The organism is Idiomarina abyssalis (assembly GCF_900116625.1).
GTDB classification, from domain to species: domain Bacteria; phylum Pseudomonadota; class Gammaproteobacteria; order Enterobacterales; family Alteromonadaceae; genus Idiomarina; species Idiomarina abyssalis.
On sequence record NZ_FPBE01000001.1, the window covers coordinates 979,255 to 997,050 of the forward strand.

A 17,796-nucleotide genomic window follows, 5' to 3' on the forward strand; every position below is an offset into this window, starting at 1 on the left:
AACAAGAAAGCTAATATCAATACGTTAAGAGGTCACGCGCTAAATTGTTAGTTTTTGTAACACTAAGGTATGGGCTCTGATATTACCTGATAACCTCAGTAGTCACTTTGATAACCCCTAAATCAAGATCGGCTATTTTATCGAAAGCTGAGCGGGATAAATCGATGATTCTGCCGTCAATAAAAGGACCACGGTCATTAATTTTGACCACAATACTTTTATTGTTAGCAATATTGGTTACACGCACTTTAGTGCCAAACGGTAAGGTTCGATGAGCCGCCGTACTTGAAAAGTGGTTATAACGTTCGCCGCTTGCGGTCGTTCTGAATTGGTATTTCATGGCATAATAAGAGGCTTTTCCGGACTCTGTGGTACCAACTAAGTTTTGAGGACTTTCAGCGGGAATCGAAGTACACCCTGTAAGCGCCAGCATAAAAATGCCAACGCCAAGGGTTAATCGTTTATGTGGATACTGGTTTTTTGTTTTCATCCCTCAATTTTACTGAGTTTCGAAAACACTGTCCGTTAAGAAAATAAAAAGACGTGTAAAGAATTACACACTAACCTGAAAGGCTTCCCGTACCGTAGGGTACTCAAATTCAAAACCATGGCTGCGCAACTTATCGGGCACCACAGCCTGACCTTTAAGCAGCATCGACGACATTTCCCCCAGACCTAACTTGAGCACAAAACCCGGTACTCTCATAAAGTGCGGTTTATTCAGTACCGACGCCAGAGTACGGCTAAAGGCTTCATTAGTAACGGGCCCCGGAGCGGTCATGTTAACTGGCCCAGACAAATTGTCGTGTTCCAGCAGATACTGAATCGCGCGGATCATATCCTCAAGCTGTATCCACGACATCATCTGATCACCATCGCCCAAAGGGCCACCTAAGCCAAACTTATATGGAAAAAGCATTTTGGCCAGAGCGCCCTCGCCCTTTGTCAGAACCACACCTGTGCGTAGCAGAACCACGCGGGTTGCATCCTCTGCAGCTAAAGCCCGACGCTCCCATTCCTGACATAAGGTCACCGCAAAGTCAGTATGCTTAGGGCTCTCATTCTCATTTACGGGCTGAGCGTCACGCGGGCCATAATAGCCAATAGCGGAACCACTCAGAAATACCTTAGGAGGCGTTTCTGCAGCCTTGATCATAGCCGCCAGCTTTTCGGTAACCTGCCAGCGGCTGTCTTTTAACGCCTGTTTGCGGGAGTCGCTCCAACGCTTATCCGCAATGCCTTCCCCTTGTAGATTAATAACGGCTTCAAATTGACCAATATCCGTTACTTCGTCCACCGAAGAGAGCAAAGTGACATCATCACCCAAGGCCTTTTTTGCGCGTTCCTTGTTGCGGGTAGTGACCGTAAACTGATGCTCACTTCGGTACTTGCGAATAAACGCTGAGCCAATAAGCCCGGTACCACCTGTCATTAAAATGTTCATTGGTCACCTCCCTATTTTGTTAAGTCAGCTTGCGTATTAACTGAGCGGTATTTCTCTGAATAAGTCGGTAGCAGGATAAGCGGCCTAAAACAGCAACCACTACGGCACCAAATGCCGGCCCTAACAGCCACAACTTCCAGTGAATAACCGGCGTCATGTTAAACACCTGGTTCTGCAGTATGAACAGTGATATCTCCATTGCCAAAGTTGCTATCAATCCACTAATGGCACCTAACACCAAAAACTCATAAGTAATACTACGGCTCAGTAATTTACCCGGTGCCCCCAGTGTTCTTAGAATAACTAATTCTTTCTGGCGCTCTTCCATACTCGCCTGAACTTGCGCTACCAGCACTAAAGCGCCAGCAATGATCACAAGTACCAGTACAAACACAATCGCTAAGCTCACCTGCCCAATCACTTCCCGTATTTGATCTATCATGGCATCCAAATCAATTAAAGATGCCTGTGGGAAAGGCTTGAACAACTCATACAGGTCACTTTTACGTTCTTCATCCAGTCTGAAACTGGTGATATAAGTCGCCGGAAAATCTTCCAGAGTCGAGGTATTGAAGATCATGTAAAAGTTTGGCTGCAATGTATTCCAGTCAGCTTTACGCAAGCTGGTCACCGGTACAGTGAATTCTTCGCCACCTAAGTTAAAGCGTAGTTCATCACCGACTTTAATATCCAGTCGTTCTGATACATTCAGCTCCACCGAGACCTGAGGTTCGGCATTGTCGCCCCACCACTCTCCTGCGGTAAGTTCGTTGTTAGGAGGCAAACTGTCACGCCAGGTTAAAGAGAGCTCTCTGCCTATGCCTTCACGACCGTCATTTTCTGACGCATCTTCATCAGAGACTTCCTCGTCACGCTCCTCTTTGGTAACTTCGTCCTCGAGTTTCTCCCCGTTAATATGGGTTAAACGTCCCGGAACAATTGGATAGAGATCGGTCGACGGAATATTTTCCCGCTCGAACATTGACTGCATGTCATCAACGTTATCTTCAGCAATGTTAATTGCGAAATAATTTGGCGCATCGGCAGGTAGCTGACGTTTCCAGTCTTCCAGTAAATCGTTCCGTAGAACAATGACAAGCAGCAACAGCATAATGGCCGTTGAAAAGCTCAGCATTTGAACGCTATTTGCTGCCGCCCGACGTTGCAGGCCAGCCATTGCCAGTCGCCAGCTGCTGCCTGCCTGCATACCCGCTTTACGGCTGGCTGAAATAAACAAACGACCCAGCCCCAGTAAAATAACAGCAGCAACTGCGCCACCGGCAAACAAGGCCGTGGAAAGCCACCATTGCTGACTGTAAATCACCAGCAGTGCGTAAATGGTTCCGCCACTCAGTACCCATTGCAACCAACGCACCGCATTACCAGCCGTCAATTGACGGTGCAATACGCGTAGCGGCGGAATCGATACCAACCTGAATAATGGATACAGGGTAAACATAACCGCACTGATAACACCGGTCGCTCCGGCTAATGCGTAGGGCTGCCATCCGGCTTGAGGTAAGGTCGCATCCAGTTTCTGTGCCACCCATTCAATAACCACATATTGAATGGCCCAGCCAAGCGCCATACCCACCGCCACACTGGCCGCTGTAAGCAATAACAGGTGAAGTAAAAAGATACGTCGTATCTGCTGGCGGCTGGCCCCTAAGGTTTTGAATATGGCAACCACATCGTAATTTCTCTGACAATAGCGCTGCGCTGCTACTGCCACCGCTGTTGCAGCCAGTACCACACCGAGCAGGCTGGCCAGCATCATAAAACGCTCAGCGCGATTCAAAGAACGCGACAACGGACTGTCACCATCTTCTATACTGCGCCAGCTATGAGTGTCGTCATTCAGGCGTGGTAGCAACCAGTCTTCATAGGCAGTAATGTCGCTGTTGTCACCCGCCATTAACACGTTAAAACGCACTCGGCTGCCGGGCTGGATCAAGCCCGTTTCTTCCAGTTGTGAGTGGCGAATAATAACGTTTGGGCTATCAGTAAATACTGAAAAACCAACGTCCGGCTCATAGGTAACAACTTTCGTTACTTTAAAGCTGCTGTTGCCAACCTCAATGTCATCGCCGATATCTAACTGCAGCGCCTGAAATAACTGAGAAGCGACCCATGCCTCGCCTTCTGCAGGCAAGCCTTCGGCCACATAACCTTGCCCAAAAGGTTCATCAGCAATTTCCAGCTGACCTCGTAACGGGTAGCCATCGCTTACCGCCTTAATATCCACCAGGGTCATGTTCTCATCAGCAAACGCCATTGAGTTGAACACCACTTTCCAGGAGGTCTTTAAATTCATTTGCCCGGCTTGCTCTAACCACTCTTGCGGTATATCTCTCCGCGAGCTCAATACTCTGTCGGCAGCAAGAAACTCACTACTACGCTCAGTTAATCCAGCCTGTAAGCGATCGCTGAAAATGGACAGTGACAACACGGCAGTGACTGACAAAATAATTGCCAGCGCCATAATTGTCAGCTCACCTCGTTTCAGCTCATGCTTCAGCAAACGAAACGAAATTTTATGCCACATCCTGAGCTGCCTCCGATAACTGCCCTGCATCCATTTGCAACACGCGCTGACAGCGCTTTGCAAGCCGTTGATCATGAGTTACCACAATCAGCGTGGTGCCATAATCCTTGTTTAAATCAAATAACAGCTCTTCGACTTTTCCACCGGTTTTCGCATCGAGGTTACCCGTTGGTTCATCGGCAAAAAGAATCTTCGGTTGTCCGACAAAGGCTCTGGCAATAGCTACTCGCTGCTGCTCGCCACCAGATAATTGATTTGGATAGTGATGCCAGCGATCTTCCAGCCCAACCTTCGCCAGTAATTCTCTGGCTTCTTTCTCTGCGCCTTTATGTCCGGCCAGCTCTGCCGGGAGCATAACGTTCTCTAAGGCACTTAAACTAGGTACCAGCAGGAACGACTGAAAAATGAATCCGACTTTGTCAGCACGAACTTTTGCGCGCTGCTCCTCATCCAATTCGCTTAATTTTTCGTTCTCTATAAGAACCTCTCCGGAGGATGCGAGGTCTAAACCCGCCAGTAGTGACAATAGCGTCGACTTACCGGAACCCGAAGCGCCGACAATGGCTACGGTGTCACCGGCATTGATACTGACGTTAATTGGCTGCAGAATCTGTAATGGACCCTCAGAGGTGTCTACGGTTTTTTCCAGTTGTTGAGCTTGAATGAGCATAAGATGAAAAACTTCCTTTTGAAAACGTGTTTATTTTTAGCGCTGTTGTTGGTTATACGCAGCGTTTCCGCAAATGTCTCACTTGTTGTTTTAGGTGACAGCTTAAGCGCCGGTTATGGGCTTTCTCAGGAACAAACCTGGGTTGCCGAGTTAGATCGTCGCTGGGAGAGCTCTCACCCCGATATAAACATCATTAACGCCAGTATTAGTGGCGAGACCACTCGTGGTGGTTTGCGCCGCTTAGAAGGCGTTTTAGAGCGTCACAAGCCCGACGCTTTATTTATCGAGCTAGGCGGTAATGATGGCCTTCGTGGGTTCGACCTAAACACAGTTCGCTCGAATTTAAAACAAATCATCGACCAGGCGCAGAAACAAGGCGTTAAAGTCGGCTTAAGTCAGGTTATGGTACCACCTAACTATGGCCAACGTTTTGCAGAACAGTTCCGCCAAGTATTTGAAGAAGTTGCAAAAGAAGAAAATGTAACGCTAATACCATTCTTCATGGAAGAGATAGCCACCAATGCCGATTACGTGCAGGACGATGGTATTCATCCCACCGCTGAAGCCCAGCCAAAGATAGCTGATTTTCTGGAGCCTTATTTGCTGGAGTTGGCGAAGTAGTGAAAGCCAGAGACAAAAAAACCGCCTGCGGGCGGTTGATTTAAGTGGCGTCCCCTAGGGGATTTGAACCCCTGTTACCGCCGTGAAAGGGCGGTGTCCTAGGCCACTAGACGAAGGGGACCCATGGACTTAATTCTTAAGTGTTTAAAAGTAATGGCGTCCCCTAGGGGATTTGAACCCCTGTTACCGCCGTGAAAGGGCGGTGTCCTGGACCACTAGACGAAGGGGACGCAGTTATTACTTTTTACACTTCAGTATTTGAATGGCGTCCCCTAGGGGATTTGAACCCCTGTTACCGCCGTGAAAGGGCGGTGTCCTGGACCACTAGACGAAGGGGACGCAACCAAATACTTATTACTACCAGTGTGCTTTACCAAAACAACTTGGTGGAGCTAAGCGGGATCGAACCGCTGACCTCCTGCGTGCAAGGCAGGCGCTCTCCCAGCTGAGCTATAGCCCCGCACTAAACAGTCTCAGACTGCCCTGACAGCGGGGCGCATTCTATTGTGACCTGAGCTAATGTGTCAACTATTTTTTCTAAAAATACTGTTGTTTGAGCATTTTTATTGCAGTTTGCTCAGTAATTCATCAAATCTTAACCACGAACCGCTTTTGGCAGTTTTTGATGGTAAACGTGGTAAACCTGCTCCAACCCTTCCCGGCTCGAAACCGATACATTCATATCATTGACTAAGCCGTTATCCAACCGATAAACCCAACCATGTATCGTCAATGGCTGATCTTTATCCCAGGTTTCCTGAACAACATTGGTTTTTGCCAGATTTTTAACCTGCTCCACCACGTTTAACTCACACAAGCGATCAAGTTGGTCATTTTCATTCAACCGCTCTAACTCTTCTGCATGCTCACGGTAAACGTCGCGAATAGGATACAGCCAATGGTCAACCAAACCATGGGGTTTACTCTCAATTGCAGCCTTCACACCACCACAACCGTAATGACCAACAACAAGAATATGCCGTACTTTAAGCGCTTCAATAGCGAATTGAATAACTGATAAGCAGTTAAAATCTGTCTGAATGACCTGGTTTGCCACATTTCTATGAACAAAGAGTTCACCCGGCGCCATGCCGACAATTTCATTTGCCGGAACCCGGCTGTCAGAACAACCTATCCACAAGTACTCGGGAGACTGCTGACCCACTAAACGTTTGAAAAAATCAGGATCTTTTTTTACCTGCTCTTCTGCCCACGCTTTGTTATTTTCAATCAAGTGTTTTATATCTGGCATTATTTATCCCATGGTCCCGGTAGCCTGATAAGACGCTTCCACCAAATTTTAGGCATCGTTAATCCTATATAGAGGTCAAAGCTTCTATATAAACAAAGTGGAGAGAACTAAAGGCTATTGTAACCAGAATTGCACTGAATTTGGCAAAGGATTTTATTCAGATTTTTGCGCTAGATAAAACCAGCGGAGAAAAGTGGGCAGTCAGTCACTCAGGTTTTATTGAATTCCTGAGCACTCCGACTGACTGCCGTTATAAAAATGACAAAAAGAGAATTACCACTCGATAACCACGGGCTGCTTTAAATAGGGATTGTCGTGAGCACGTAAACTCTCTTTCATGGCCTCTTCCGAGTTCAGACCGTGATCAACACTGCCATCGCTATAACGCATCGCAAATGGCTGATTAAAAGGCCGTGAGCGGACATGCTCGTAAAGTTCTTTAAATGTATAACAGGTTACTCCGTTAGCTGGCGTTATTCTGCTGTTACTTGGCATAACTCACCTCCTGCATTCAGCCGATACAGATTGATCCACTGCTGCTGAAATAATTCGTTAAACGCGGTAGCGCCAGCTAACGCACGCTGAATGGTGGCTTCATCGGCTTCAATAATCACCTGCAGCCGCACCGGTCTGTGTACAAAGTCACTACCATCGTGCACCGACTGCCAGGCCAGTCCCTGACGTAAGTCACCACCATTTCCCTCGAAAATACCAATGTCATTCGCGACCCGGTTGTGCAGCAATTTATTGCCGCTACCCAGCTGTTTCGGATCAGTCACCGAGCAGTAGTACTGCCAGTTTATCCAGTTGGCGACCAGTCCCGGGGCACTCAACAGTTGTGTCAGCAATGCCCCTTTAGGGTCACGCTCGCTGCAGTAGTCATGCAAAAAGTTACTGCCGACCGTTTCCGACGACGTTAATCGGCTAGCTCGTCCGAAAAACAGCACATTATTATCGGCTAACCCCCACTCCGGACGTAGCTCCGCCCAATGGTTCGCCTGCTTTTTAAGCTGTTTAGCTGACCCATTGGTCGACGTGGTTAATGCCTCTGTGGCATTGCTGAATAAACACTTAACCTGATCCGGTACGGAATCGGATAGCCACACTACCTTGTCGGTTACTGTTTCATGCAGCGCTGAGTAAAACCGAGTGTCCGCGGGGATCTGAACTCCCCGGTCAACGAGGTGCTTTCGGATTTCACCATCGTTTAATAAACGGCTTAGTACCCGGGCACTTAAGGCTCCGGACTGACCGCCACAGGCCCCACAGTTGAGCCCTGCACGCTGAGCATTATTGCTGTGATGTGAACCGTGTCCTACCAGAATTACGTGCTTCCCGAACGAGTCGAACTGCATACCCGCCAATGCCTGCTCGCATAAGCTCACCAAAGACTCTACTGACGCCTGACCATCAGCCTGAAAAATAGCGCTGCCGGAAACGGCAGTATCGTCGGCAGTTGCCAATTTTCCGGGCGCGCCGGTCAGCAACTCTTTCAATTTGCCAAGTCCAAGCGCTTCAACGCCGCTGAACATCGACACTGGCGTATTAAACAGGTTACTGAGTAATGACATAACCGAATGCTTACGCTCCGGTGCTTTAACGTAATAGGCCGGTTGCAACAGACCTGGCGCATGGGGAACGTTCTGCTCCTTCATCTGAACCGCCAAAGGCACACCAAAAAAGCCAGCAAAGCCTTTGCTTTGTGTACTTACCCCCAAGCGCTCCCCTGCTTGTTCTAGCGCACGACGATAACGCTCAGAGCGCACATCGATACAAAACACCGCCTGCACCACTGAGGTTTCATTCGCGGCCTTATCTGAGTTTTCCGGGCTGAATTTCAGTGTCTTCAACTGTGAGCGTTCATAAGCCGCCTGCCACTGCCACAGAACATCGTTATATTCTTCAATATGAGACACTTGCCCTTCACAGTTTTCTATCTGCGTCGCAAGCGCTTGCTGCAACTGCTGATAAACAGCCGTGTTGGTCCGCTCAGCCAGTTGCCAGAGAATGTACTCCCAGGCCAGTCGAATGCATAACAACTCAAATACCCACTGACTCTGCTGGCGGGCGTCCTGATAAGCCATAGCTGCGGCCCAGCCCCACAGGTCACTGATAAGAGCCTGGCAGTAACAGCGCAGTGCATAGTCAGACGCATCGGTTAAAAAACTCGCCTGACAGACGCTAATAAGCTCATGTGGATCATCCGGAAGCTCCGCAAATAAATCGTTTAAGTCGGCCTCGTCCATCAAGGTTTCAATACCGCGGTCAGCACGGGATATCGTCAACCAATGTTGATACAACGAGCTGTCCTTACCCGCTTGCTGGAAGCGTGTAGGAAACTGCATAAACAAGCCGCAGGTCTGGCTAATTTGCAGCACCACTTCGTCATTCCAGCGCATTTTTCGGCGACGCTGCTGATATTTATCCACCCACTGGCTTAGGTTTCGCCATTGCGGCAGCAACTCACGGGACTGAGTTCGTTGATCCAGCTCCCGCACCATGTCTTCGGTCACTAACTCTGGGGCAATTTGATTCTGCTGCCACTGCTGCCAATAGAAGTCGGGGCTCATTAGCAGTCGACTCCCCGCACAGTAACGCCAATGTGCAGCGACACCGCTAACCGGTTGCTGACGATAGTGCCAGAAAGGGTTAACCGCTATCCATTGAGACAAGGGCCACTGCGGCGCAATGGACTGACTGACCTGTTCCGCGATAGACACAAAACGACTGACGGTGATCATAAGCGCCCCTCTTGTCGGCTACGACGTTGGTAATAACGAATGGGATGACTGGGCCACAACCACAACACCAGTCGCGTCAGCCACTCATCCAAATAAAGTCCGGCGTTCAAAGTGATGAACCAGCGTTGGCTCAGACGACGCGATGGCGTGTGATGAACCAACCAATAGGTAAAAGCGAAGATATTGAACAGCACGGTAATAATCGGCTCCAGTAGCAAGCTGTTAAACGGCGGTTGTGGCTCCACAACTTGTTGTACCAGCGCACCAAGAAGCAGGTAAGCAGCTATCGCCAGCACTGAAACAGCAAATCGCAACAGCCATTGGTGGAGATTCATCCAAATAGTCGCTAACGCCATGGCTAATAGAGCCGACGGTAACCACTTCGGATCACCCAGTAACCACCAACAGGTAGCAGCAACGAGTGCCTGAAAAATCAGAAAGACCAGACTCACCCGTAATATTGAGCGCGCCTGAGGCTGTTTAATGACAGCAACTTCGCTGACCGATAAGAAGGCATGAGCTTTGTAAACCGAGTGTGCAACCAGGTGAAGCAAGGCTAAGTCGTAGTATCCCAAACCAATTTCCAGCAACATCAGACCCATTTGCGCACAGGTTGACCATGCCAGACGCACCTTGATGCTGATTCGTGTTGCCATAATTAATGCAGCAAAACAGCAGGAGGCAGCCGAGACCAGGCACAATAACCACACGGCGAGAACACTATTGCTCCATAAAGGTACGGTAACCAGCAGCAGGAAGCCGCCAAGGTTAATAATACCTGCGTGTAATAATGCAGAAACCGGTGTTGGTGCTTCAACGACCTGAATGAGCCAGCCATGCAGGGGCAACTGAGCGCACTTTATCAATGCCGCCATAACCAGACAGACTGCCGCAATGTGCTGGGGAATACTGGTAGGTGCCGTAGCGAACTGCTTGAGTATGGTGTCTAATTGAAAGCTGCCTGTGTTGAGGTACATAAGGACAAAAGCCGTGCCTAAAAAAGCTTCTGAGCAGCGTGCCAGAATGAACTTTTTATGAGCCGCCAGTACCGCTCTGTCACGCTCAGGATAAAACATGAGCAGTCTGTGCAGTTGCAGGCTGATGCTCATCCAGGCCACAAAGAAGACCACAATGTGATTACTGACGATAAGTACAAGTACCGCTACTAAGCAGCCGACCAATTTAGAGACGAAAGAACGACGGCGCGGATCCAGTCGAAAGTTTGTGACAGCGTAGCGCGTTACTACCAGTGCTAATAAAGCCACCAGAGCCAATAACACAGGGCGAACGCCAGATAATGTCAACCATTCAGTCATTGATGCATCCTGGGTATTTTGTTTGGGGCAATTATGGGGGCGCCTTTAATGTTAAGTAAAATAGATATAAAATATAATATTGTTCTATTTTAAAGAACGGTTATTAGCAACTATGAATTACAAACATCTCTTTTACTTCTGGCATGTGGCGGAAAGTGGCCATTTAACCCAAACCGCTCAAAAACTTCATGTATCGCAATCGGCGTTATCGGCGCAAATAAAACAGTTGGAAGAATGGCTGGGCACCCCTTTGTTTGACCGGCAAGGGCGCCAGCTAGTACTGACTCAAGCCGGGTACATTGCTCGTCAGTACGCCAACCGGATTTTTCACGAAGGTGAAAACCTCGTCAAGCAGCTAAAACAGGGAATCGACGGGACCGATTTAGTGATTCGAATAGGTCATGCCTCGACCATGTCACGCAACTTTGTCGAAGCATTTATCAGCGACTTAGTGCACCAGCAGGACGTGCAATACCGACTACACTCAATGACCCCCGACCAGTTATTTAATGAGTTGGCTAACCATCAAATTGACCTGGCGCTGGCGAATACCAACGTACGGGGCAGTGACAAGCAATTATGGCAAAGCCGCCTGTTAGCGCGTCAGCCAGTATCCGTTATAGGGCCGCCGGGACGCGATATAGAACGTCTGACAGATGCCTCTTTACGGAACAAAAACTGGGTTCTACCGCCGGAAAACATGCCTCAGCGTGCGGCTTTCGATATGCTAAGCGCAGAATACAAATGGCAACCACGGGTACTTGCCGAGGCGGACGATATGGCCATGTTGCGACTACTGGCGCGTGATACCGGAGCCCTGGCGGTTATTCCGGATGTTGTTGTGAGGGATGAATTGAATAATGGGCAGTTAAAACGCTACCTGACTCTGCCCAACGTGTTCGAACACTTTTATGCGATTACTCTAAAGCGCCCTTTCGAGCATCCAATGGTGGCTCGGCTTCTCAAGCGCTTTGCGTAGCCCGTTGCCGGACAACCGGCTACGCCTCCAGTTCATCAGAGTAAGTTACGCATTCTCGCGATTCGCAATAAACTCTAAAGCAAGGTCAATACGCGCCAGAACCGTCTTTTGGGGGATAAGTTCCAGCGTTACATCTAACGAAGGAGAGTTGCCTCCACCGGTTGCTGCAACACGCAGCGGCATGCCAACTTTGCCCATGCCCACGTCCAAATCAGCGGCTGTCTGATTAATCGCAGCCTGAATATTCTCTGCATTCCAATCAGCAACGGTTCCAAGCAGTTCTTTGGCTTTTACCAGCGGCTCTTTCGCTACCGGACGTAAATGCTTTTTCGCTGCTTTCTCATCAAACTCTTCAACCGACTCAAAGAAGTAACGGCTAATTGCTGCCATTTCTTTTAAGGTTTTTACCCGGTCAGCCTGCAACGACACAACTTGCTCTAGCGCTGGACCATTGCTTGTGTCCACACCTATTTGGTCAAACTGCCATTGCAATTGCGGTGCAACTTGCTCTGCAGGCAAAGTTTTCATGTAGTGCTGATTTAACCAATTAAGCTTTTCGGTATTAAACGCTGACGCTGCTTTGTTAACGTCATCCAGCTTAAAGTACTCAACCAGCTCTTCACGGCTGAATATTTCCTGGTCACCATGAGACCAGCCCAGGCGTGCTAAGTAATTCACGACCGCTTCCGGCACATAGCCATCATCGCGATACTGCATCACACTGACTGCACCGTGACGTTTCGACAGTTTCTTACCATCGTCACCTAAAATCATCGACACGTGAGCGTACTGAGGTACCGGCGCGCCCAGAGCTTTCAGAATATTAATCTGACGCGGGGTGTTATTAATATGGTCTTCACCACGCACTACGTGAGTAATATCCATGTCCCAGTCATCAACCACCACACAGAAGTTATAAGTCGGCGTGCCGTCAGTACGGGCAATGATCAAATCATCCAGTTCGGTATTAGCGAACTCAATACGCCCACGAATGTGATCATCAAAAACCACACTGCCGTCTTGCGGGTTACGGAAGCGGATCACGTACTTATCACCGCCGACGTCAGGATTGTCACGGCAATGACCGTCGTAACGAGGCTTTTCACCAGCCGCCATTTGCTCTTCACGCATTTTCTCTAAGCGCTCCGTTGAGCAATAGCATTTATAGGCTTTGTCTTCTTCCAGTAACTTGTCGATTAACTCTTTATAGCGCTCAAAACGTTGAGTCTGGTAATAAGGTCCGCGATCCCAGCTTAAGCCCAGCCATTCCATACCTTCTAAAATGGCATCGATAGCAGGTTGCGTTGAACGTTCACGGTCGGTATCTTCAATACGCAGCACGAACTCGCCGCCCTGTGCCTTTGCAACTAACCATGAATACAATGCCGTACGGGCACCACCAACGTGCAAATACCCAGTCGGGCTGGGGGCAAAACGCGTTACCACACTCATGTTTATTCCTTTCTTTGAAACCGGTCAATTTAATGAGCGTAAGTTTATCAAGACTGAGCGCTTGACGCATCTGCTATTCGAAGTGATTAAAATGTCAGCAAACGAACCAAAGTTAGCAATTTTTATTTGACAGTTTATATCTGCGCCCTATAATGCCACCTCGCAACGACGCAGAAGTGTCACAGTGAGAATGGTTGCTTAGCTCAGTTGGGAGAGCATCGCCCTTACAAGGCGAGGGTCACTGGTTCAAGCCCAGTAGCAACCACCACTTCTCTTCTTCCCCTTAGTTGCAGACCTTCAGGATGGTTGCTTAGCTCAGTTGGGAGAGCATCGCCCTTACAAGGCGAGGGTCACTGGTTCGAGCCCAGTAGCAACCACCATTTTTTATCCCTCAGCTCTCTATTTTTCCAGTATTAATTTTTCAGATAAATAATCCAGTAGCACCCGTACTTTAGGAATCACCTGACGATTTTCCGGATACAACGCCCATATACCATCATCCGGTTGTCGAAAATCCGCTAACACTTCCTCTAACTGTCCATTTTCCAACGACTCAGTCACATAATAATCCGGCAGCATTGCCAACCCCAAGCCTTTTATTGCGGCATCACGAAGTGCCAGACCATTGTTGCAATGCAGGTACGACTCCGGTCGCACAGTTTCCAGCTTGCCATCAACCTGAAAACGCCATTGCTTAACCGTTCCGGTAAAACAGCGATGCTCATCCAAGTCATCAATGTTTTGCGGACATCCAAATTGACTAAAATAAGCCGGTGAGCCTACTACAAAATGCCGGCGTGACCCTAGTTTCCGGGCGCGTAACCTCGGGTTCCCCAGTTGCCCTAAACGTATAGCCACATCATAACTGCCTTCAATTAAGTCGACCTGCTCGTTTGTCAGCTGTAAATCCAGACGACAATCCGCATAAACCTGCAAAAAATCATTCAACAGAGGTGCAATAAACCGCTCGCCATAGTAGACCGGTGCCGTAATGCGAATTAAACCCTGTGGCTGTTGTGTGCGCTGCTGAATGGCCTGATCGGCATCTCTCAGGCTGGCAACGAGGTGCTGGCAATGGGGCAAGTAGAGCTTTCCCTCTTCTGTTAAGCTGACACTTCGGGTTGAGCGATACAGCAGTTGCATCTGTAGCCTTTGCTCCAGCGCTGCAATATTTCGGCTTACCTGTGCCACCGACAGTCCCAATTGGTGAGCCGCTGCGGTAAAACTATGCAATTCAGCCACTGCCGCAAATTCGCTAATTCCCTGCCAAGGCTTCATACTGCCCCATTATTTCATTAATGAAAAAGTAATTTGTAAAAACAGTAGATTACCTGCTTATGAGAAAAAGTTAAACTTAGGCTACGCTTATACGTAATTAAATTAACTGTCTAAAAGGAAACATCATGGAAACAATTAAGTCACGCGCTATGGTTGCCTGGGGTCCGGGCGAACCACTGAAAGAAGAAACCATTGACGTTGCACCACCGAAAAAAGGCGAAGTTCGCGTTCGAATTATTGCCACTGGTGTCTGCCACACAGACGCTTACACCTTGTCAGGTAAAGACCCTGAAGGCATTTTTCCTTCCGTATTAGGCCACGAAGGCGGCGGTATTGTTGAATCTGTCGGCGAAGGCGTTACTTCAGTTGAAGTCGGTGACCATGTTATTCCTTTATACACTGCAGAATGTGGTGAATGTAAGTTCTGTACCTCGGGTAAAACCAACCTGTGTCAGGCGGTTCGTGCCACTCAGGGCAAAGGTTTAATGCCGGACGGTACCAGCCGCTTTTCAAAAGACGGCGAGACTATTTATCACTACATGGGTACGTCGACTTTCTCTGAATACACCGTTCTACCAGAGATTTCACTGGCGAAAATTCCAAAAGAAGCACCGCTTGAAAAGGTGTGCCTGCTTGGCTGTGGTGTGACTACCGGCATGGGCGCCGTTAAAAACACCGCCAATGTGCAGGAAGGCGACACGGTTGCGGTATTTGGCCTTGGTGGTATTGGTCTGGCCGCTATTATTGGTGCGGTACAAGCTAAAGCGTCGCGCATTATTGCCATTGACGTGAACGACGACAAAAAAGCAATTGCGAAAGAATTGGGCGCAACCGACTTTGTGAACCCAACCGAATATGACAAACCCATTCAGGAAGTCATTGTTGATATGACCGACGGTGGTGTCGACTTCTCATTTGAGTGCATTGGTAACGTGGACGTTATGCGCGCTGCGTTAGAGTGCTGCCACAAAGGTTGGGGCGAGTCCGTTATTATTGGTGTGGCAGCAGCCGGTGAAGAAATTTCCACCCGTCCGTTCCAGCTAGTTACTGGTCGCGTATGGCGTGGCAGTGCCTTTGGTGGCGTTAAAGGCCGTACTGAACTGCCTGACTATGTTCAACAATACATGGACGGTAAGTTTGACCTGGATACCTTTATTACCCATACCATGCCGTTAGAAGACATTAATAAAGCGTTCGACCTAATGCACGAAGGCAAGTCGATTCGCTCGGTCATTCATTATTAATGGAGCCAGTGATGAAACAAATTAGCGAAACTCGCTGTTTTGGCGGTCGTCAGCTGCGTTTTGAACATGACTCTGAAGTACTGAACTGCACTATGCAGTTCAGTGTCTTTTTGCCATTACGCGCAGAGAAAACAGAGGTTCCGGCGGTTTATTTTCTATCGGGCTTAACCTGCACTGATGAAAATTTTTCCACCAAAGCCGGCGCACAGCGGGTAGCCACAGAGCTGGGTATTGCCTTAATTATTCCCGATACCAGCCCGCGTGGAGACGATGTAGCTGACGATTCAGACGGCGCTTACGACTTAGGTTTAGGTGCAGGCTTTTACGTCAACGCGACTGAAGAGCCGTGGAAGTCGAATTATCAAATGTACGACTACATTGTGAAAGAGCTGCCAGAGTTGGTCGAAGCGGAACTGCCAGTTAATGACAAGCGCGCTATTGCCGGTCATTCCATGGGCGGACACGGAGCTTTAGTTATTGGCTTACGTAACAGTGACCGCTACACCAGTATTTCGGCATTCTCGCCGATTACCAACCCAACACAATGCCCCTGGGGCGAAAAAGCCTTTAGCGCGTATTTGGGCGATGATCGCGAACAATGGAAGCAATACGACGCTGTTGAGATCATCAAATCTAAAGGTCAGACACTCCCAATTCGAGTTGATCAGGGCTTAGCTGACGGATTTTTAGACGAACAGTTAAAACCTGAGAACTTAAAAGACGCCATTAGCGAAGTTAACGGCGGCGGTACGGTTCATTTACACGATGGTTACAACCACAGCTATTACTTCATCTCGTCATTTATCGAAGCTCAGCTTCGCTTCCATGCGAAGTACCTCACCGCTTAACAAAACTCCAGAAACCCAGTAGGTATTACTTACTGGGTAAATACCCCTATTCGTTAAACGGTTATACTTCTGATCTCGCTCAATACTTCTCGCTTAAAAAGGAAGCAGTAATGAAGGTAAACTCAGCGGTAGAAGCCCTGTCAATTCTCAATGATGGCGATGTCATCTGGTGCCAGTCGATGGCTGCCACCCCTTATAAACTTCTTGAAGGTCTGAAAGAGGTAGCTACACAGCGTAAAGACCTGACGTTGTTACAGTTGCATACAGAGTACAGCGAGATACTCTGTGACCCTGAGCTTAAAGGACATCTTCGCCAACGTGCTTTCTTTGTTGGGGCCTCAACTCGGCAGGCGGTGAACCAAGGGCTAGCCGACTATGTCCCTATTTTTCTCTCTGAAATTCCCAAGCTGTTTCGCTCTGGCGAACAGCCATTGGATGCCGCAATCATTCAGGTGTCACCACCGGATAAACACGGTAATTGCAGTTTAGGTATTTCAGTTGAAGCAACCCGGGCCGCACTGCAAGTTGCAAAAAAAGTGGTTGCCTGGATAAACCCCAACATGCCACGGACGCACGGCGATGCGTTAGTCTCGTTAAAGCGGTTTGACCGTTTTTACGAAGAAGCGGCTCCTATTCCACTGCACAACCAGCCACCACAAAACCCAGTGACACAAAAAATTGGCGAGCGCGTTGCCGGCCTTATTAATGACGGGGACTGTTTGCAAATGGGTATTGGCGCAATACCAGACGCGACTTTAGCCTGTCTTCATCATCACAAAGACTTAGGCATTCACACCGAAATGTTCTCTGACGGCGTATTACCGCTGGTTGAGCGTGGCGTCATAAACAACAGCCGCAAGCGTAAGCACCGTGGCCGCATTGTCACCACTTTTGCGATGGGTTCTCAGGCACTTTATGACTTTGTTGATGACAACCAGGAAGTTTTTTTCCTTGATGTTGAGTACACCAATGACACCTCGGTTATTCGCCAAAATAAGCAAGTTATGTCCATAAACAGCGCCCTTCAGGTCGACCTGAGCGGTCAGGTTTGCGCAGACTCTATTGGCACTAAAATATACTCGGGCGTCGGCGGCCAAATGGACTTTGTTCGCGGCGCCAGCTTGTCGGAAGGCGGGCGTTCGGTTATAGCTCTGCCTTCTACAGCCTGTGGCGGAACAGTGTCGCGCATTAGTTCACTGCTTGCTCCGGGTGCCGGCGTGGTTACCACACGCGCCCATGTGCATTATATTGTCACTGAACATGGTGTCGCTAACTTACGCGCCAAGAGTATGAGTGAACGCGCGCGCGAACTGATTCATATTGCCGACCCTAAGTTCCGGGATGAGCTGGCACAAGCAGCTTATAACGATTGGGGACTGAACATAACCTGATGCAATGGCATCAGG

The 17,796-nt window shown here is 48.7% G+C and carries 15 protein-coding genes and 6 tRNA genes; 7 read left to right on the top strand and 14 right to left on the bottom strand.

Translation table 11 applies throughout. The features are described from left to right. Positions 1-82: 82 nt before the first annotated feature. The 4 genes from BM359_RS04800 to BM359_RS04815 form a co-directional block, all read right to left on the bottom strand. A complete protein-coding gene (locus BM359_RS04800) occupies positions 83-490 on the bottom strand; it encodes a septal ring lytic transglycosylase RlpA family protein (RefSeq protein ID WP_054488456.1) in 408 nt (135 codons plus the stop codon). 63 nt (positions 491-553) lie between these two features. Next, complete coding sequence (locus tag BM359_RS04805) at positions 554-1,444, bottom strand: TIGR01777 family oxidoreductase (protein ID WP_054488458.1); 891 nt, start codon at positions 1,442-1,444, stop codon at positions 554-556. 19 nt (positions 1,445-1,463) lie between these two features. After that, positions 1,464-3,989, bottom strand: coding sequence for an ABC transporter permease (locus BM359_RS04810; RefSeq protein ID WP_054488460.1), 2,526 nt, complete (start codon positions 3,987-3,989; stop codon positions 1,464-1,466). Further along, entirely contained in the window at positions 3,979-4,659 is a 681-nt protein-coding gene (locus tag BM359_RS04815) for an ABC transporter ATP-binding protein (RefSeq protein ID WP_054488463.1), read from the bottom strand. Before BM359_RS04815 ends, BM359_RS04810 begins: the two co-directional genes overlap by 11 nt. A gap of 3 nt (positions 4,660-4,662) precedes the next feature. Between BM359_RS04815 and BM359_RS04820 the strand changes: the two genes are divergently transcribed. Then, positions 4,663-5,280, top strand: a complete 618-nt coding sequence (locus BM359_RS04820) for an arylesterase (protein WP_054488465.1) — start codon at positions 4,663-4,665, stop codon at positions 5,278-5,280. 45 nt (positions 5,281-5,325) lie between these two features. On the opposite strand, the gene BM359_RS04825 is transcribed toward BM359_RS04820, so the two are convergent. The 8 genes from BM359_RS04825 to BM359_RS04860 all read right to left on the bottom strand — a co-directional run bounded on the left by BM359_RS04825 (position 5,326) and on the right by BM359_RS04860 (position 10,589). Then, a tRNA-Glu gene (locus BM359_RS04825) sits at positions 5,326-5,401 on the bottom strand. 33 nt (positions 5,402-5,434) lie between these two features. After that, positions 5,435-5,510: transfer RNA gene (locus BM359_RS04830), tRNA-Glu, on the bottom strand. A gap of 33 nt (positions 5,511-5,543) precedes the next feature. Beyond that, positions 5,544-5,619: transfer RNA gene (locus BM359_RS04835), tRNA-Glu, on the bottom strand. Between the two features lie 45 nt (positions 5,620-5,664). Next, positions 5,665-5,740 (bottom strand) — tRNA-Ala (locus tag BM359_RS04840). A 135-nt stretch (positions 5,741-5,875) separates the two neighbouring features. After that, complete coding sequence (gene can / locus BM359_RS04845; protein WP_054491278.1) at positions 5,876-6,532, bottom strand: carbonate dehydratase; 657 nt, start codon at positions 6,530-6,532, stop codon at positions 5,876-5,878. Positions 6,533-6,805: 273 nt separating this feature from the next. Next, the gene (locus tag BM359_RS04850) at positions 6,806-7,027 is read right to left on the bottom strand and encodes a hypothetical protein (RefSeq protein ID WP_054491279.1); all 222 of its coding nucleotides are present in this window, start codon (positions 7,025-7,027) and stop codon (positions 6,806-6,808) included. Further along, a complete protein-coding gene (locus BM359_RS04855) occupies positions 7,006-9,273 on the bottom strand; it encodes a putative inorganic carbon transporter subunit DabA (RefSeq protein WP_054491280.1) in 2,268 nt (755 codons plus the stop codon). Before BM359_RS04855 ends, BM359_RS04850 begins: the two co-directional genes overlap by 22 nt. Beyond that, entirely contained in the window at positions 9,270-10,589 is a 1,320-nt protein-coding gene (locus BM359_RS04860; protein ID WP_054491281.1) for an NADH-quinone oxidoreductase subunit L, read from the bottom strand. The genes BM359_RS04855 and BM359_RS04860 overlap by 4 nt, the downstream gene beginning before the upstream one ends. Positions 10,590-10,701: 112 nt before the next feature. Here BM359_RS04860 and BM359_RS04865 point away from each other — a divergent pair, with 112 nt between their 5' ends. After that, on the top strand, positions 10,702-11,568 hold the full coding sequence (locus tag BM359_RS04865; protein WP_054491282.1) for a LysR family transcriptional regulator: 867 nt from the start codon (positions 10,702-10,704) through the stop codon (positions 11,566-11,568). Between the two features lie 45 nt (positions 11,569-11,613). Here the strand turns inward: BM359_RS04865 and gltX are convergent, their stop codons facing one another. Then, positions 11,614-13,020: a glutamate--tRNA ligase gene (gene gltX, locus BM359_RS04870; protein WP_054491283.1), complete on the bottom strand. Its 1,407-nt coding sequence runs from the start codon at positions 13,018-13,020 to the stop codon at positions 11,614-11,616. A 192-nt stretch (positions 13,021-13,212) separates the two neighbouring features. Here gltX and BM359_RS04875 point away from each other — a divergent pair. After that, positions 13,213-13,288: transfer RNA gene (locus BM359_RS04875), tRNA-Val, on the top strand. 36 nt (positions 13,289-13,324) lie between these two features. Beyond that, positions 13,325-13,400 (top strand) — tRNA-Val (locus BM359_RS04880). A 19-nt stretch (positions 13,401-13,419) separates the two neighbouring features. On the opposite strand, the gene BM359_RS04885 is transcribed toward BM359_RS04880, so the two are convergent. After that, positions 13,420-14,298, bottom strand: a complete 879-nt coding sequence (locus BM359_RS04885) for a LysR family transcriptional regulator (protein WP_054491284.1) — start codon at positions 14,296-14,298, stop codon at positions 13,420-13,422. Between the two features lie 125 nt (positions 14,299-14,423). Between BM359_RS04885 and BM359_RS04890 the strand changes: the two genes are divergently transcribed. From BM359_RS04890 to BM359_RS04900, 3 genes are all read left to right on the top strand, one after another. Further along, a complete protein-coding gene (locus tag BM359_RS04890) occupies positions 14,424-15,542 on the top strand; it encodes an S-(hydroxymethyl)glutathione dehydrogenase/class III alcohol dehydrogenase (protein ID WP_054491285.1) in 1,119 nt (372 codons plus the stop codon). Positions 15,543-15,553: 11 nt separating this feature from the next. Continuing rightward, positions 15,554-16,390 (top strand): S-formylglutathione hydrolase, encoded by an 837-nt coding sequence (fghA, locus tag BM359_RS04895; protein ID WP_054491286.1) that lies wholly within the window; start codon positions 15,554-15,556, stop codon positions 16,388-16,390. Positions 16,391-16,500: 110 nt separating this feature from the next. Next, on the top strand, positions 16,501-17,781 hold the full coding sequence (locus BM359_RS04900) for an acetyl-CoA hydrolase/transferase family protein (RefSeq protein WP_054491287.1): 1,281 nt from the start codon (positions 16,501-16,503) through the stop codon (positions 17,779-17,781). The last annotated feature ends 15 nt before the right edge of the window (positions 17,782-17,796 follow it).

Coding starts and splice junctions, on each gene's coding strand:
- BM359_RS04855 (WP_054491280.1), bottom strand. CDS start 9,273: ATGATCACCGTCAGTCGTTTTGTGTCTATCGCGGAACAGGTCAGTCAG.
- BM359_RS04850 (WP_054491279.1), bottom strand. CDS start 7,027: ATGCCAAGTAACAGCAGAATAACGCCAGCTAACGGAGTAACCTGTTAT.
- BM359_RS04890 (WP_054491285.1), top strand. CDS start 14,424: ATGGAAACAATTAAGTCACGCGCTATGGTTGCCTGGGGTCCGGGCGAA.
- BM359_RS04805 (WP_054488458.1), bottom strand. CDS start 1,444: ATGAACATTTTAATGACAGGTGGTACCGGGCTTATTGGCTCAGCGTTT.
- BM359_RS04885 (WP_054491284.1), bottom strand. CDS start 14,298: ATGAAGCCTTGGCAGGGAATTAGCGAATTTGCGGCAGTGGCTGAATTG.
- BM359_RS04900 (WP_054491287.1), top strand. CDS start 16,501: ATGAAGGTAAACTCAGCGGTAGAAGCCCTGTCAATTCTCAATGATGGC.
- fghA (WP_054491286.1), top strand. CDS start 15,554: ATGAAACAAATTAGCGAAACTCGCTGTTTTGGCGGTCGTCAGCTGCGT.
- can (WP_054491278.1), bottom strand. CDS start 6,532: ATGCCAGATATAAAACACTTGATTGAAAATAACAAAGCGTGGGCAGAA.
- BM359_RS04800 (WP_054488456.1), bottom strand. CDS start 490: ATGAAAACAAAAAACCAGTATCCACATAAACGATTAACCCTTGGCGTT.
- BM359_RS04810 (WP_054488460.1), bottom strand. CDS start 3,989: ATGTGGCATAAAATTTCGTTTCGTTTGCTGAAGCATGAGCTGAAACGA.
- BM359_RS04820 (WP_054488465.1), top strand. CDS start 4,663: ATGAAAAACTTCCTTTTGAAAACGTGTTTATTTTTAGCGCTGTTGTTG.
- BM359_RS04865 (WP_054491282.1), top strand. CDS start 10,702: ATGAATTACAAACATCTCTTTTACTTCTGGCATGTGGCGGAAAGTGGC.
- gltX (WP_054491283.1), bottom strand. CDS start 13,020: ATGAGTGTGGTAACGCGTTTTGCCCCCAGCCCGACTGGGTATTTGCAC.
- BM359_RS04815 (WP_054488463.1), bottom strand. CDS start 4,659: ATGCTCATTCAAGCTCAACAACTGGAAAAAACCGTAGACACCTCTGAG.
- BM359_RS04860 (WP_054491281.1), bottom strand. CDS start 10,589: ATGACTGAATGGTTGACATTATCTGGCGTTCGCCCTGTGTTATTGGCT.